The sequence below is a fragment of the Nocardia colli genome (genome assembly GCF_008704205.1).
Taxonomy (GTDB): domain Bacteria; phylum Actinomycetota; class Actinomycetes; order Mycobacteriales; family Mycobacteriaceae; genus Nocardia; species Nocardia colli.
The window spans coordinates 399,136-415,095 of the sequence record NZ_VXLC01000014.1 but is presented as its reverse complement, the minus strand read 5'-3'; the positions used below and the strand labels follow the sequence as shown (position 1 = coordinate 415,095).

13 protein-coding genes are annotated in these 15,960 nt (G+C 67.7%); 1 reads left to right on the top strand and 12 read right to left on the bottom strand.

What is annotated here, in order from left to right:
* Window positions 1-43 precede the first annotated feature (43 nt).
* Both F3087_RS26275 and F3087_RS26270 read right to left on the bottom strand, forming a co-directional pair.
* Entirely contained in the window at window positions 44-973 is a 930-nt protein-coding gene (locus F3087_RS26275; RefSeq protein ID WP_150404685.1) for an inositol monophosphatase family protein, read from the bottom strand.
* Window positions 974-995: 22 nt separating this feature from the next.
* Window positions 996-2,111: a hypothetical protein gene (locus F3087_RS26270; protein WP_150404684.1), complete on the bottom strand. Its 1,116-nt coding sequence runs from the start codon at window positions 2,109-2,111 to the stop codon at window positions 996-998.
* A 708-nt stretch (window positions 2,112-2,819) separates the two neighbouring features.
* On the opposite strand from F3087_RS26270, the gene F3087_RS26265 reads away from it, so the two are divergent.
* Window positions 2,820-3,287, top strand: a complete 468-nt coding sequence (locus tag F3087_RS26265) for an NUDIX hydrolase (RefSeq protein ID WP_150404683.1) — start codon at window positions 2,820-2,822, stop codon at window positions 3,285-3,287.
* A gap of 1 nt (window position 3,288) precedes the next feature.
* On the opposite strand, the gene F3087_RS26260 is transcribed toward F3087_RS26265, so the two are convergent.
* The 10 genes from F3087_RS26260 to F3087_RS26215 all read right to left on the bottom strand — a co-directional run bounded on the left by F3087_RS26260 (window position 3,289) and on the right by F3087_RS26215 (window position 15,877).
* A complete protein-coding gene (locus F3087_RS26260; RefSeq protein WP_150404682.1) occupies window positions 3,289-4,053 on the bottom strand; it encodes an SDR family oxidoreductase in 765 nt (254 codons plus the stop codon).
* Window positions 4,054-4,181: 128 nt separating this feature from the next.
* Window positions 4,182-6,074, bottom strand: a complete 1,893-nt coding sequence (locus F3087_RS26255) for a CocE/NonD family hydrolase (RefSeq protein WP_150404681.1) — start codon at window positions 6,072-6,074, stop codon at window positions 4,182-4,184.
* An 18-nt stretch (window positions 6,075-6,092) separates the two neighbouring features.
* Entirely contained in the window at window positions 6,093-6,956 is an 864-nt protein-coding gene (locus F3087_RS26250; RefSeq protein ID WP_150404680.1) for an SDR family oxidoreductase, read from the bottom strand.
* Between the two features lie 98 nt (window positions 6,957-7,054).
* Window positions 7,055-7,690, bottom strand: coding sequence for an FHA domain-containing protein (locus tag F3087_RS26245; protein ID WP_150404679.1), 636 nt, complete (start codon window positions 7,688-7,690; stop codon window positions 7,055-7,057).
* Entirely contained in the window at window positions 7,690-8,976 is a 1,287-nt protein-coding gene (locus tag F3087_RS26240; protein WP_223885345.1) for a vWA domain-containing protein, read from the bottom strand. The genes F3087_RS26245 and F3087_RS26240 overlap by 1 nt, the downstream gene beginning before the upstream one ends.
* Window positions 8,973-10,019 (bottom strand): PP2C family serine/threonine-protein phosphatase, encoded by a 1,047-nt coding sequence (locus F3087_RS26235; protein ID WP_150404677.1) that lies wholly within the window; start codon window positions 10,017-10,019, stop codon window positions 8,973-8,975. The genes F3087_RS26240 and F3087_RS26235 overlap by 4 nt, the downstream gene beginning before the upstream one ends.
* Window positions 10,016-12,472, bottom strand: coding sequence for a serine/threonine-protein kinase (locus F3087_RS26230; RefSeq protein WP_223885344.1), 2,457 nt, complete (start codon window positions 12,470-12,472; stop codon window positions 10,016-10,018). The genes F3087_RS26235 and F3087_RS26230 overlap by 4 nt, the downstream gene beginning before the upstream one ends.
* Window positions 12,469-13,653: a hypothetical protein gene (locus F3087_RS26225; RefSeq protein WP_223885343.1), complete on the bottom strand. Its 1,185-nt coding sequence runs from the start codon at window positions 13,651-13,653 to the stop codon at window positions 12,469-12,471. The genes F3087_RS26230 and F3087_RS26225 overlap by 4 nt, the downstream gene beginning before the upstream one ends.
* Complete coding sequence (locus tag F3087_RS26220; RefSeq protein ID WP_150404676.1) at window positions 13,650-14,621, bottom strand: glutamate ABC transporter substrate-binding protein; 972 nt, start codon at window positions 14,619-14,621, stop codon at window positions 13,650-13,652. The genes F3087_RS26225 and F3087_RS26220 overlap by 4 nt, the downstream gene beginning before the upstream one ends.
* Window positions 14,618-15,877, bottom strand: a complete 1,260-nt coding sequence (locus F3087_RS26215) for a hypothetical protein (protein ID WP_223885342.1) — start codon at window positions 15,875-15,877, stop codon at window positions 14,618-14,620. The genes F3087_RS26220 and F3087_RS26215 overlap by 4 nt, the downstream gene beginning before the upstream one ends.
* Between the last annotated feature and the right edge of the window lie 83 nt (window positions 15,878-15,960).

The window sequence follows — 15,960 nt, the reverse complement described above, 5'->3', positions numbered from 1 at the left end:
CGGCGGACAGTCCGCTCGCACTGGCGACAGCACGAATCAGTACTCACAGACGCAACGTCGCCTGTATCTCGTGCACGAGTGCAGGGTTCCCGGCGGCGATGAACTTCCGGCGCCTGCTCATGGCCTGGTTGATGTCAGCCATCGAACCCAGGCTGTAGTCCAACGGAATCGGTATCCCCCGCAAGTCGGTCACCGTCCCACCTGCGGCGTGCAAGATGTAGTGCCCCGGAGACAAGTCCCAGATGGCGAACCCCTTCGCGAATTCGACCATGGCGTCGGAGAATCCGGCAGCCACATGACACAGCCCGATAGATCCGAAGTCGACACCGATACGCCCCCTTGCCTTCCCCTCAGGAGAAGGCGCCCCGAGCGCCTGCATCAACTCCCGCTGCATCGCCAGCGGTTCGAACCGTTGCTGCGGTCGCATCAGAAAGTTCGTGACCAACGCTTCCGAAAGCGTTGCGGAGGAAGGTTTTTCAAGAGAATACTCGCCGCCGGCAGCCGTGATCAGGAGCGCACGATCACTGCCATCGTCACCGAGGGCCGCCAGGTAGATCTGCACATGATGGAAGATGTCCCCGACCACCGCAACGACAGGCCGCGCAAGCTCACGCGAGTAGACAAGCACATGGGTGTAGCCATAGAGCCCACGTACCGCCATCTCACTGGTGTCGAGCGGGTCGACGAGCACACACAGATCCGGATCATCCTCGCCGCCAATGACTTCCGGATCTGCCTCCTCGGACGCATAGACGAACGAGTCGATCTGCTCGACAAGCAATTCCTTATACCGCTGATGCATCGAGAGATCGAAATCCGACAGGAAATTGTCGTCATGCCTCGGATTGACCTGCTCCGCACGGCGACCTGTGAGGGCAGCATCGATCAACCACGGCCGAACCTCGTCCATCAACCGAAGCACCAGGTCAGCAACCCTTCGGGCAAGGTCCGGATACTGGCTCGAACTGCTCATAGGTGATCGCCTTTGGGTAAGGTCACCGCAGCTCCAGAGGGGGCTCGATGCCAGGTGGACTCATGGTGGCAGCAATGAAGATGGCTTCGAAGTCGGCCGCGCGCATGATCTTCGCTCCCGTCAGATCATCGAAGCTCGTCACACTCAGGTCCCGCCCCTTGGTCATCGCCCCGAACACCGCGAAATACAGCTCGGCGCCATGGTATTTCGCACGAACTCGACGGGCGAGAAAGCCGATCACATCTGCGTGCTTGACCTCGAAGTCGCAAATCACAACGGTAGGTGCGTCTTTGACGTCAGGGAAGAACGATGCGTCGTCCAGATCGATCCCATCCCGAATCTTGTTGCACCGCAAGTAGCCGGTCTTGCAGCGGGAGAAGCGTGCCGAGGCAAGAAATGTCGCCATCACCAGCCCGGCCTCGTTCACCCCCAAGCACACATCCACATCCAGGCGTCTGCCCACGTTCTTGATCTGCGATGACAACCGTTCCACCCCGAAACCGAAGGTCTCCCAGGTCAAATCGAGCAGCTGACCCGGACGCGGGTTCGGCAACGAGAACACACCGATATCGGAGTTGCCGTACTCGACGGTCGGTACGGCCAGGATGAACTCATCACCGATCTGGCTCGTCGACGCGGCATGCTCTGGCGTTCGTACCCGAGCCTGCGACTGCACGGGCAGATCATCGAGCCGCGAGACGCCGTCGGCAGTGAGCTGTTTGAGCGACAGCTGATCCTCGATCGGCAGACGTTCGTAAGCTTCGGCAATCAACTCGGTAGGCGACACACGTTCCTCGGCCACCCCATGTGGGCCACGGCCATATGCAGTACACAAAATCAGCAGGCTGGACAGCGACGGCGGCGATCCGTGACCACGCCCGCGCGCCCACGCTTCCCAAGCGTTGATCGATGTGCCGCCCAAACATGTCTGATTGCCCGTGACCTCGTTATAGCGCTCGGCGGCATTGTCCTGTGACAAACCGGCGGCATATCGATGTGCCTGCAAACTCGGCACATCCGGATACCTGGCCATCAGTTCGGTCGCGGCAAGAGTGACCGAACCCAGCTCGGTCCACAGCTTTCTGCCCACGGAGGCCATCTCTCGGCCGCGCGCTTGCGGGCTCAACGAATGGTTCATCTGCGGGTTTCCGTGTGCCGACCTCGGTGAGGCTCCCACTTGCATGCGGCCCTTCACGCCCTAGACAGTACGGCTAGCAGAGAGCTTGCCCATCACGATGGGCAATACCAGATTCTCCGGGGAAACAGCAGTTCAGCGCAACCCATGCATCGGGCGATCGTCGCACCGTCACGGAGGTGTGCGGTGCCCGAGTCGACTGCGATTGTTGTTGGCACTGAATCGAATCCAGGGGAGAGGTGACCATCCATGATGCGCCGAGACGCGGTGCGAACAACCCGAACCCGAGACGGCCACAAAGTCGCGGTGTGGCAATTGGCGGAGCATTCTGCACGCATCGTGCGTGTGCAACTCCGTACCGAATCGTTCACCGCCTACAGCCTCCCGTCGAAGACACTACTTCCGTCCGCACAACCCGGAACGATCGTGTTCGACGCGTGCCCAGATCTGGCCGACGCCCGGGAACTACTCCCTAAGCACAGCGACCTCTGGGATGCGCTACGCGATGACTATTGGGCCGCTCTACTGTGCCCGACAGATCTGTCGAACCCGTTGGACAATCTCTGAGCAGCCGTGGGCGGCATCACCCATTGTCGGTGAAGATCCCCCAGGTGCAGGGACGACGGATAGACCTTTGGTGGTTACGATCGAGCCATCATCGAAAGCCTGGCCTTCATCGCGGCCATTGTCCGAATCTGATCAGGAGACCAGTTGACGATCTTCCGCAGTGTGGTCGGTGTGCAGTTGCTGATGAGCCGGGGCGAGCAGGTGCTGCTGGCGCGGCGGCGGAATACGAGTTTCGGGGATGGGGAGTGGAACGCGCCCGGTGGGCGGCTCGACGACGGGGAGGATGTGCTCACCGCGGTGATCCGGGAGGCGGATGAAGAGATCGGCGTGCAGGTGGATCGGGAACACGTGCAGATGGTCGCCTCGATGCATATTCAGTCGCCGCCGGGGCAGGCGCTGATCGTGTTCATCTTTCACACCGACACCTGGTCGGGCGAGCCGCGGAATCTCGAGCCCGACCGGTGTTCGGATCTGCGCTGGTTCGACTATGACGACATTCCGGACGAAACGATCCTGAGCACTCGCGCCGGCATCGACATGTTCCGGCGCAAGCAGCATTTCGGGCTGTTCGGGTGGCCCGAGCACGCGTCGCTCGGCGCGCACAACTGGTAGGTCAGAGCAGGGTGCCACCGCTGGCGTCGATGTAGGAGCCGGTGATCCAGCGGGAGTCTTCCGAGGCGATGAAAGCCACGACGTCGGCGATGTCGGAGACCTCGCCGACTCGGTTGAAGGCGGACCACGCGGACATTTCGGCGACGGTGCCGGGGTCGTCGAAGACCGGGTCGCCGTTGTTGGTCACGCCGGGTGCGACCGTGTTGATGGTGATTCCGCGGGGCGCGATATGCAGGGCCAGCTGAAGGGTGATCTGCTCCAGGGCACCCTTGCTCATCGCGTAGCAGATCTGCGCGGGCAGTGAGGTTCTGGTCATGCCGGAGGAGATGTTGATGACGCGGCCACCGGTCGGCATGGAGGTCAGGGCGCGCAGGGTCAGGTAAAAGGGGGCCTTCGCGTTCACCGCGATGTGGCGGTCGAACATTTCCGGCGTGACATCCTCGGGCTGCGCTCCGGTGAAACCCGCGTGGGCGGCATTGTTGACCAGGATGTCCAGGGTCGCGGCGCCGGTGCGGGTGAGCAGCTCCGGTTCCAGTTGCGCGAACAACGACGAAACCGCTTCCGGCGCACCGAGTTCGGCCTGCACCAGGAAGGCATTGCCGCCGCCCGCCTCGATCTGCCGAACGGTTTCCTTACCTGCCTGCTCGTTACTCGAGTAATGCACCGCGACCAGCGCACCCTCCCGCGCCAGGCGACAGGCGATCCCCCGGCCTATTCCTCGGCTGGATCCGGTGACCAGGGCGACTTTGCCCCGCAACTTGCCCATGACTTCCCCTCACGTCTACGACCTTCTGTAGTAGATCGTAGTGAGAGACGCCCGAAAAGGACAATCCCGGCGGCCGGTGCCGAACGCCACAACCGAATGTCGTTGCGGGAACGGGGATCATCTGTTCATCAGGCGCGCGCGGTTCGCAGGGTGAGGTAGCTCGGTTGCTCAGGGTCCAGCACGATGGTCTGCCCGGTGATCGTGCGCTGTTTCCACGGCGGGATCAGGTGCCGCGGAAAGCTGGTGCGGCTCACCGCGATCCGCAATCGGTGACCGGCCCGCAGCACGGCTTCGGTGGGATTGATCTCGATGTCTACGACGAACGGCTCGCCGGGTATCACCGGCAGCACGGATTCGGCGGTGAGGGTGTGCAGCGGGAACAGCAGCTCACCGTCGACGTACTCGCTGCCGGCCGTATCGATCGCCCGCATACTGGACAGCAACGCCCCGCGCGTGATCGGCACCGAAGCACCGTCCGGCTCCACATCACACACGGTCACCGACCAGAACGCGTCCGCCCCTTCGGCTTCCACGTTCAGATGCAGATTCATCGGACCGGACAGCACGGTGTCCTCATCCAGCGGCTCGCTGGTGAACGTAACCGCCCCGGCCTCGGCATGCCGGTCATCGGTCCCGAACCGACGCCCGAAGAGCAGCGTCACCCCCATGCTCGTGACCCCGGTGTTATTGGACGCCATCCGGATTCGCCCGATAGGCAATGGCAGTCGCGACTCGATCTCGGTCGGTTCCGCGGACAACCCCGCATCGGTCCCGGCATGCGGCGCCGCCCCGGTAATCTCGGAATTCAGGTAGAGCCGTCGCAGCGTCGCCGCCGGATCCGGGAACTCGCTGTGCCGCAACCACTGCCCGTCGCCTTGCCGGCGGACAGTGACCGGCCCATAGCGATCGATACCGTTGTCGACCCCCTTGACCCACCGATCGAACCACGCGCATTGCAGCTCGTCGAGCGCCTGCGGACTGTCCGGCGCACCGAGCCCCGAACCCACGGTCAGGTGGTAGGAATCATCGACGAAGACCTGTTTCTCCCCACCGGACAACGGAATTCGATCGAACATCCGGAAGTTGGACCGGTTGTAGACATCGTGCCACCCGCCATGAATCCAGGTCGGCGCCGAAATGTCCTCGAAGCGAGCCAGTTTGCTCGCCCACATCGGGTTGAGAAAGCTGTCCGGATGATTCTCGGTGAGCCCGATATCGATCGCGTGCCGCACCCACCCCGCCGGATCCGCGATCCGATCCCGCAGGAACTGCTTGGTGATCCCGGCGCGCAGCAACCCGGGCACCGACGGTAGCCATTTCGTCCCGGTGACGGCCAGAATCCACAGCATCATCCCCGGCGTCGGCACCCCGCCGGTCAGCCCGAGCTCACGCATCGGGTCCTCACCCGCCTCGATGGCGAACACGGCCCGCAACCCCTCCGGTCGCAGCCCCGCGGTGATCAGCGCGGAGATGGCACCGTAGGACACCCCGGTCACCACGAATTCCCCGTTACACCAAGGCTGTTCGCGCACCCACGCGATCGCCTCCAGATAGTCCTGCTGCTCCCGCGGCTGGAAGAAATCCCAGCTCCCGGTGGACGTTCCGGTCCCCCGCACATCGATCATCAACCCGACGTAACCCCGGCGCACCGCGGTCCGGTTGATCACGAAGGGCTCCAGAATCCCACCCGCGGGCGTGTGCAGCACATCCCGCGCGGTGAACCGCCGCCGATCCGACGACCCGACCCGCTCCCCGAGCCCCCGCAACGCAGTGTTCCAGCGCATGCTGTGCCGGTTGATCATCTTGTTGTACGGGGTGAAATTGATGATGGCGGGCAACGGTTCCCGCGCCGGTCCGGCCCCGTCGCCGGGCCGCAGGATATCGGCGGTGAGCACCGCCCCGTCCGACATCGCGATGGGAACGGTGGTGGCGCCGAACAACTTCGGATACCGGGCGGGCCCGATATCGAATCGATGATTCGGCGGCACCGTGGCCGCGGTGGTGGTCAGCGGCTGGGCCATGGTGGGGTCCTCTCGGCGTCAGCGCACGGTGGTCTTCGTGGCCGGTTGATCGATATAGCGAGTCATCGCCCAGTTCAGTCCGCGCATGGCGAGGTGGTAGGACGGCGGGAAATACCGCTGCGCCCAGTGCCCGATGCGAATGTCGTTGGAGGTGTAGACGAGATAGGTGTTGCGCTCGACGCCGCGCACAATCGACCGCGCCGCGGCCTCCGGCGTGACCGCGCCACGCAGGAACAGCGCCATCGCCCGCTGCACCGTCTCGCTCGTGCGATCGATACCGGCAATGTCCACCCGGTCGACCATCGGCGTCGCCATCGCGCCGGGACAGACCAGGCTGACCCCGATCCTGTGCTGCCGCAGATCGAACCGCAGCACCTCCGACACCCCGCGCAACCCGAATTTGCCCGCGCTGTACGGCGCGTGCCACGGCAGCCCGAACAGCCCGGCGGCCGAGGACACGTTCACCAGGTGCCCACCGCGCCCGGCCGCGATCATCGGCGGCAGGAACTCCTCGATGACGTGGATCGGCCCCATCAGGTCGATGTCGACGGTGCGCCGCCACTGCTCGTGCGTCAGCCGGTCGACGGTCCCCCAGGTCGAGATGCCGGCCACGTTCATGATGATGTCGACGCTGTCCACTTCGTCATGCGCCCGCTCGGCCAACGCGACCACCTGCTCGTGGTCACTGACGTCAGCGGTCGCCGCGAGGTGCACGTTCGCCCCGGCGGTCCGGGCCAGCTTCGCGGTCTGCTGCAATCCCTCCGCGTCGATATCGGTGAGGATCAGCGAGGCACCCTTGGCCGCGACCGCGAGCGCGGTGCTGCGCCCGAGACCGCTGGCCGCACCGGTGACCAAGCAGCTCTTGCCGCCGAACTTCGTCATGGCTCCCGACCACCTCGCTAGCGCTCCAGCGGCGCTGTGTCTGAACACTGTTGCCTACAAAACAGAGCATACTGTCCCAGACGCAAACCTACTGCCGCTCAGGCCGGTTCATCGATGGTGAACACGATGGTGGTCCAGCCGCCGAGATGGATCCGATCACCGCTGCGCAGCGGGACCGGCACCTTCGCCGGAATCAGCTCGTCACTGCCGTTCACGCTGGTGCCGTTGGTGGAACCGAGATCGGTGACGGTGAGCGAGTCGGCATCGATGCGGATCGTCGCGTGCATCCGGGAGACGCCCACATCCGCGGGTGCGATACCGAGATCGATATCGGGCGTCAGCCCTTGCGACACACTACGCTTCCCGATCAGAATATCGTTGCCTTGCAGCACAATTCGACGCTCAGGATAGAACGTGGGGAAGCCGACCTGATCGGCATCGGGTCCTTTACGAGCGATCACCCGGTCGTAGAACTCACGATCCGCGGTAATCGTGGCCACCCACGTGACCGACGCGGAGGCCGGCAACGGATCAGGCCGGGCGGCCGGACTCGGCAACGCCGAATCATGCCCGCACACTTCGCAAAACCGCCCGCCGCTGGGCGCACCACAGGACGGGCACGCCGCGACCGGTTCCGCGACGACCGCCGGCGCCGCCTCCCCGATCGGCGCCCCACAGACATCGCAATAGTCGGTCGCGTTCGACTCGTGCCCTTCCGGACAGCTAACGCCCACTACCCCTCCTTCCGCACCCTGGCCGTTTTGGTCGAACGCGCGTCCAGGGCCATCTCGTCGGCCGCCGCCACGCTCGACCGCAGCCGCACCGTCCCGCTGCGCTCGTCGACCTCGACCACGCCGCGCAACAGCTTCGCCGTGCTCTCGTTCCCCGACTCCGCCGCCAGCTCGACCGCGCGGCGCAGCTTGGCCGTCGCGGTATCGGTGTCACCGCTCTTGCGCGCGGCCAACCCCTCCTGCACCGCCTGCGCCAGTTCCGCCTGACCGGTGTAATGCGCTACCCGCCTGCTGATTCGGGCCGACAGCTCGGTATCGGTGGTCCAGACCGCCTTGACGAGGCCCTGCCCGAGCACCTGGTCGCCGCTGACCACGCTGACCCGCGCGGCAAGCTTCTCCCGCCCCGGCGCGGCCGGTTCCACCTCGACCTGCACGTGGTAATCGCGGTCCTCCGCACCCCACGCGCCGAGCGGGTACTCCCCCACCTGGGCCGCGGTTTCCACCCGCCGCGCGGTGAGATCCTCGATGGCCGGCGCGACCTGCTTGACGAACCGGACCTTGGCCCCGGCCGGAGTCCACACCCGCAGCGTCAGTTCCGGAATCGCCTTCGCCATCGAGCCCTGCATCATCGCGGCGAAGTCCTCGGCCAGCTTCGCCGGGTCGGCGACGATGTCGACGGTGCCGTGCAGCGCGGACGCGATGGTGCGCAATTCGTCGACCCGCCAATCGGTTCCGACGCCGCGGCAGTCGCAGGTGAACTTGCCTTCGGACTGCTTGATCTCCGCGGCGAGCGCGGCGGGTTCCTCGTGCTCGTTCTTGCCGTCGGTGAGCAGAATGGCGTGCACCATGGCGCCGGGATGCTTCTTGGCCAGCTGCCTGGTCAGCCCGAGCCAGCTGCCCATCGCGGTGCCGCCGCCGGGCGTCAGCTTGTCGAGCGCGCGCCGCGCGGCCGCGCGTGACTCCCGATTCACCGCCATGGAAGGCACATTCGACGGAAACGCCAGCCGCGCCATCGCGGTGCCCTCGATGATCGCGAACTTGGTGCCGTCGGACATCACGTCGAGCGCGGCCAAGGCGGCCTGCCGGGCGCCGGGAAACTTGCGGCCGGTGGCCATCGAACCGGAGCAGTCCAGGATGAGGATCTCCAGCCGCTCCTGCGGCGGCGCGGCCACCACCAGATCGGCCGCGGTCTCGACGGTCACCACCGCGTCGACCGTGCCGACGCCGTCGGCCAGATACTCGTTCTGATCGATGGCAACCGAAATGCCATTGTCTGCAACGGAACTCACTGAACTTCTCCTGGCTGGGCGATCCATGGAACGGGGACGAGCGCGACGGTGATGTTGTCGCTGCCGCCGCAGCGCAGCGCGAACTCGACCAGTTCGCGCGCGGCGACGGCGGGGGCGGTCGCGGTGGCCACCTCGGCGAGCGCGGTCGCGTCGGACAGGTAGTTCCAGAGACCGTCGCTGCACAGCAGCAGCACACCGGGTCCGGTGGTGCGCAGCGTGCGAACGCAGCTGTCGGACCACGGCTTCACCGGTCCGTCCGCGCCGAGCCAGCGGATCAGCGTGTGCGCCCGCGGGTCGTTCATCGCGGCGTGCTCGTCCATCGCGCCCGCGTCGACCAGGGCCTGTGCCCACGAGTCGTCCACGGTCAGCCGCTGCGACGGCGGGTTGCCCGGCTCGTCGGGGGCGTCGGCGTGCAGCCAATAGGCCCTGCTGTCACCGACATTCGCGACGGTGATCTCGGTGCCGTGCGCATCGGCCCGCACGACCGCCGACACGTAGGTGCACGACGGCGCGTGCCCGTCGGCCACCGCGATATCGCGCACCGCCTGCGCCGCCGCCGCGAGACCGGCCATCGCCGCTTCCTCGGCGGGCCGTCCGTCCAGCAGCGCGGTGCGACAGGCATCCACACCGGTCTTGGCCGCGGTTCCCGAGGCCACCTGCGGATCCTCCGAGGACGAAACCCCGTCCGCGACCACGATCACCACCGCCTCCGGCACCCCGCCGGCCCCGTCCAGCACCGCCGCGGCGACCGCGTCCTCGTTGCGCGAGTGCGAGATTCCGCGATCGGTGACGACCGCGACCGCGCCGAGGTCGGCATCGAATCGGTCCGGCGCCCCGCGCAATTGCCCGCAGCCCGCGCAGTATCCGTCGGCGTCGTATTCCAGTCCACCGCAGGCCTCACAGGCGGTGGGCGGGCCGGGTTCGTGGTTCGGCAGCGCGATTCGCCTGCCGCCCAGCTCCTGTCCGCAGTTCTCGCAGAAGCGATCCTGCGGATGCACCTCGGCGCGGCACCCCGGACAGCTCAGCTCGACTCCGGTGCTCATAACCGGGTCCTGGGCCGGACGGTGTTGGCCTGCTCTACCAATGCGAATCGCTCCCACATGTCGTCGGTTTCCCGGGCCAGGTCTCGATAACAACGCTCCAATCCGGTGCGCACCCCGTCTTGATCCAGCTTCGCGCCGAGCAACGGATCGAGCGAGTTGGCGGCGTGCCCCGCCCGTAGCCAGTCCAGCGCGGCGGTCAGTACGCGCAAACGCACCTGTGCGCCACGGCGTTTGGAGTCCAGGCGCAGCCGGGCTGCCCGTTCGCCCGCGTCGCGCACGATCAGCTCGTTCAGTTCGGCCGGCGACCGTCCGTTCAGCTTGGTCTCGATCGCCGCGATCCTCGCCTCGGTGAACAGCGCCGAGCCGGCATCGACCTGATCGAGCACACCGATCGCGCCGTCCCGATCCCCGGCCGCCGCGCGCAGTCTGGCCAGCCCGAACACCGCGCTGAGGTAGGTGCGATCGGTGCGCCATACCGTCTCGTAATAGCTTGCCGCCCTGCGCTTTTCCTGCACGGCATTGAACCCCGCGGCATCGGGGTCGGCGGCGCCGGACAGCTCGGCCACGGCGGCCAGCGCGAGTTTCGGCGCGCCCTCGCCGGGCAGCGCGGCATACACCGCATCGAATTCCGCCGTCGCCGCCGCGAAATCACCGGCGAGCAAACGGCTTTCGCCGCGATACCAGGCGAGTCGCCAATCTCCGGGCAGCGTCTCGGCGACCTCGGTCAACCGACGATCGGCCTCCGCCGTGTCGCCGACCTCCAGTGCGGCCCGGATGAGCCGCAACGGAATCTCGGTCGACGCGCCACGCCCGGTGACCACCGACCGCAGCCCCGCCTCGAACGCCTGCTCCAACTCCGCCGGGGTCGTGCCACTCGTCGTGGCGAGCAGCGCCGCCGCGCTGTCGGTCGGATCGACCAGGGGAACCGGCAGGGCGGCAACGATATTCGCCGCATCCACCGGCCCGTCCACGCCGAAGACCGCACGCGACGGACCGAAGTAGGTCGACATCCCGGGCCGCGGCACCCCGTCCTCGGTGGATAGGACCTCGCGCAGCACCCCGGTCAGCTGATCGGTCATCTCCTCCATCGAGGCGAACCGCACATCCGGGTCGTCGTCGGTGGCGCGCACCAGGAATCGGTAGAGCGAGTCGTAGGTGACCAGCAGCGGTTCGGTCTCCGGACCGGGCAGCTCGGCGAAATGACCGCCCCGCTGCGGCACGTCCATCAGCAACACGGCCAGGGTGCGCCCGACCGTGTAGACCTCGGTGGCGATGGTCGGCCCGGTCTCCGCGATCTCCGGCGCCTGATAGCCGATCGTGCCGTAGATCGGGCTGTCCTGATCGTCCATCGCGATCACCGCGCCGAGGTCGATCAGCTTGAGCTGCTCGTCGGTCTGCATCACGTTGTCGGGCTTGAAATCACAGTAGGCCAGGCCGAGCGAGTGCAGATAGCCGAGCGCGGGCAGCATCTCCAGCACGTAGGCGATCGCCTGGGCCGGCGGCAGGAACCCGCCGCCGCCGGCGTCGCGGTGGGCGCGCAGGATCTGCTTGAGCGAGGTGCCGCCGACGTACTCCATCACGATGTAGCCGACCGCGACCCCGTCCGCCCCGGCGTGCTCGACGAAGTTGTGGATCTTGACGATGCTCGGGTGTTCCACCTCGGCCAGGAAGCGCTTCTCCGCCACCGCGGCCAGCATCGCGTCCGCGTCACCCGCGTTGAGCAGGCCCTTCAGCACCACCCAGCGGTCGCTGACATTGCGGTCGATGGCCAGGTAGATCCAGCCGAGCCCGCCGTGCGCGAGGCAGCCCGCGACCTCGTACTGCCCGGCGACCAGATCGCCCTTGACCAGCTTGGGCGCGAACGAGAACTTGGTGCCGCAGTTGGCGCAGAAACCCTCGCTGCGGCCGGGCTTTCCGTCCCGCCCGCGGCCGACCGGCTTCTCACACTTGCCGCAGAACCGCTTGTTCTCCGGCACCTGCGGATCGGTCATGATCGCGGTGGTCGGATCGATGCGCGGCACCCTGGGCACCTCGACCATGCCCGCGCCCAGGCGTCCGCGCCTGCTCGACCTGGACGAGGAGCGGCCGGTGCGCACCGACCGCGAGCTGCTCCGGGTGCTGCGCGTGCTGCCGGACATGGTCGCGACGGTGTCCGGCGCGGGCGCGGTGCCGCACACCTCGCAGTAGCCGTCGATAATCGTTCCGCCGCAACCGGGTTCGGTGCACTGCCGATGCGCGGACGCCGCGGTCGTCGCCTCCGTTGTGGCCGCCGAGACGGCCTCGGTGGTCGCCGCGGCAGCCTCGGCCTTCGCCGCAGCAACCCCGGCCTTCGCCGCAGCGGCCTGCGGCGCGGTCGCCTGGACCGTCGTCGCCTCGGCCGGGGCGGTCCCGCATACCGCGCAGTAGCCGTCCTCGATCGTGCCCGTGCAGCCGGGTTCAGTGCATGTCCTCACGGTCGCCTCCCCGATTTCTCCGCGATGATGTGCTGGTAGTCGGCGACGGCGCGGGTCACCGCCGCCAGATCACACGGTGTGCGCGCGAGCAGCCCGGCGGCGATCTGGTAAGAGGCGAGCAGATCGCGGTCCTCGCCGACGCCGAGTCGCGCGGCCTTGGCCTGGTAGGCGGCCAGCCGGCCGCGCAGTTCGCCGCGCCGGTCCAGCAGGCCCTGCGCCAGGTTCTCCGCGGCGACCGCGACCGCGACCGCCGTATCGATGCGCCGGCCGAATTCCAGCAGCACCGCTGCCGCACCGGGATCGGCCGGAATGGCATCGAGCTGCGCGCGATAGAGGCCGATGTCCTCCGCGAGGACCGGCAGCGGACCGGACACGATGGTCTGCTCGACCTCGAGCCGGGCCTGTTCGGCCCGTTCCCGGGTCTCCTGCAACGCGTCCAGGCGCTTGTGCGCGCTCACGATCGCGGCGGGCCAATTCGCGGCTACCGCGGCGAGTTCGGCGAGCACGGCCGCCTCGCGGCGCATGGCATCGGACAGTTCGGCCAGGCGCGCGTCGATCTCGGCGGCGGTCAGGGCGAGCGGATCGGTGGCGGAGCGGCGCAGCAGTTCGGCGATGCCGTCGCTGATCGCGCGCAGCTCCGGCGTCACCGCCCCGGCCTTGTCCAGTTTGTCCTGCAACGGCGCGAGCCCCGACATCACGCGGGTGTTCACCTTGTCCACCGCGTCGAGGAATTCGGCGATCACCGGGAAGGTCGCCCGCATGCGATCCAGCGTATCGGCGAGGCCGACGAACAGCACGTGTTCGCTCGGTCCGGTCAGCGAGCGCTCGGCCAGCGGAATCGGGGTGCGCGACACCTCGTGCGGCCGGCCGCGCAGCAGCTCGGTCAGTTCCGCGCGCTGGCCGTCGTCCAGCTTGCCGCGGGTGCCGCGGACGGCGCTCGCCGAATCCAGGATGGCCCGCATCCGGCCGAAGTCCTCCCACATCAGCGCGAGCGCGTCCCGGACCGGCAGCCAGCGCGCCTCGGTCACCCCGGACGGCGGGAACCGGCGCACCAGCTCGAGCCCGGGATGCTTGTCGAGCTCCAGCAGAGTGGCCACGATCGAATCGGCTTCGCGTGCGCGACCGGCCAATTCGCGGTCGATCTCGAGCAGGGTGAGCGGTTGCATGCTGATCGAACTCATCCCACGTACCGGGGCTCGGGCGGATCCTGCGCCTGCCCGAGCGCACCGAGCTGGGCCGCGGAGATCCGCTTCCAGGTGCCGTCGGCGCGCATCCGCTCGAGCACGCCGTTGACGAAGCGGACCAGATCGTCGCTGCCCTTGGACATGCCGACCGCGTACGCGCCGGTGCCCACCGGCTGGCCGACCACCTCGAAGTTGTGGTCCTGGGCGACCAGGCCGAACAGGATCGGGTCGTCGCCGCTGATCGCGTCCACCTGTCCCTGTTGCAGCGCGACCAGGCAGTCGGTCCAGGTGGTCACGCCGATGACGGTGGGGCGCTTGGGCAGGGCGAACAGCGGGGCGGGGGCCGTGGTGCCGCGGGCCACGCAGACCCGCTTGCCCGCCAGGTCGGCGCCGGATCGGATGCCGGACTCGCGCGGCGCCAGGATGCGTTGCGCCGCACGGTAATACACGGCCGAGAAGTCGACGTCCCGGCGCCGCTCGCAGGTCGCGGAGAAGGTGCGCACGATCATGTCGACCTTCTTGTCCCGCAGCGCGGGGATGCGTTCGGCGGCGGTCACCGAGCGCAGCTCGATCCGGTCCGGGTCGCCGAACAGCGCGCGGGCGATCTCGTGCGCGATGTCGATGTCGAAGCCCTGGAGCTGACCGGTGCCCGGATCGCGGAAGCCGAACAGATAGGTGTTCTGGTCCACGCCGACCCGCAGCCGGCCGCGCGCCACGATCGCCGCCATCGACGAACCGGCGGGCATCGCACCGGCATTCGGCAGTCCGCCGGGCCGCAGCGAGGCCTCCGTGTCGCAGGTCCCGTCCGTTTCGGCCTGCGGTGGTGTGGTGATCTCCGCCGCGCCCGCGGGTTGCGGATTCACCGCGTCGAGGGTGTGCGTCGGGGGCAGCTCGCCGGACCCGCAACCCGTCACCAGAACGGCCGCGCCGACCAGCAGCGCCGCGAACAGCACGCGTGTACTCACAGGAACTCCTTCAGCCGCGGCCACACCCCGGTCACCACGGCAGCCGCGGCCAGCACCAGCAGCACCAGCGTGCCGAACGGGCTGAGGACGAGTGCGTTGCCCGCGGTCTCCAGCCCGCCGCGCAGATCGCGGCGAGCTTGGGCGAGGTTGTCGTTCAGAGAACGGTCCAGCGCCGCGAATTGAGTGGCCGACGAATCCGGTGTGTTGCCGATCGCCTGCGCGAGCGCCGCCGGATAGTTCGCCGACTGGTATGCCTCGATCTGCGCCTTGTGACCGGCCGACCACTTCGTGAGCTGTTGCACCGCAACCGAATCCGGGCCGACCACGGCGCCGAGCTGGCCGCGCAGATCGGTGGCGTGCCGGTTGTAGGAGTCCTCACCGGCCGCGATGTCGCCGCGGGTGATCAACTGCAACGTCTCGTCGGTGCGCGCCTGCTGCGCCGAGATGCGCGCCTTGGCCAGGGTTTCGAAGCGCTTGCTCGCCCCCGACGGACCGGTGTCCAAGGAGTTCCCCGCGAGTCCGGTCGCCGCGATCACCCACAGCAGCGCCAGCGCCGCCGCGCCCGCCGCGGCCAGCACGCCGAGGTTGGCCAGCCGGTTGGTGCGCCGCAACAGAATCCACGAGCCCACCGCACAGGTGAGCAACACCAGGACGATCAGCGTGATGGTCAGCAACGGCAGCTTCGCGATGGCCCGCTGGTCCTCGCGGACCGCGGCGAACCGGTCGGCGGTGAGCCGTTCGGCGTTGGGCAGCAACGACTTCTGCATCACCTCCGAGGCCGCGCTCAGATAGGACGAGCCCACCGGGAAGCCCTGCCGGTTGTTCGCCCGCGCGGTCTCGACCAGCCCGGTGTAGGCGGGCAGGTCGGCGGCGATCCTGGCCACGATCTGCCGGGTCTGCTCGTCGGAGGCGCCCGCGGTGGCGTCCGCCAGCGCGACCGCCGCATCGGCCAGCGACTGCTGGTACTGCTGCCGGACCGCGGGCGCCTCGATGCCGACGGCCAGGAAGGCGGTCGCCGCCGCGGCGTCCGCGGCCGACAGCGCGACATACAACCGCTGCGCCGCGAACGCGAGCGGTTCGGTGTGTTGCAGCGCGACGTCCCGGCGCGCGCTCTTACCGCTCATCTGGTTCGCGCCGGTGAAACCGGCGAGCAGGCACAGCACGACGGAAACGACGACAACGACGGCGATCACCCCCGGCGTCGTTCCGGCGAAGCGTCGCAACCACAGGGTCCCGTTGCGGATGCGAGGTCCCACACCGTCCTCCTTACATCTCCCCGGCCGGTGTATTCGATCGCGATAGTACGGGAGGAGGAAACGGTGTGCCGACCGATTACCCA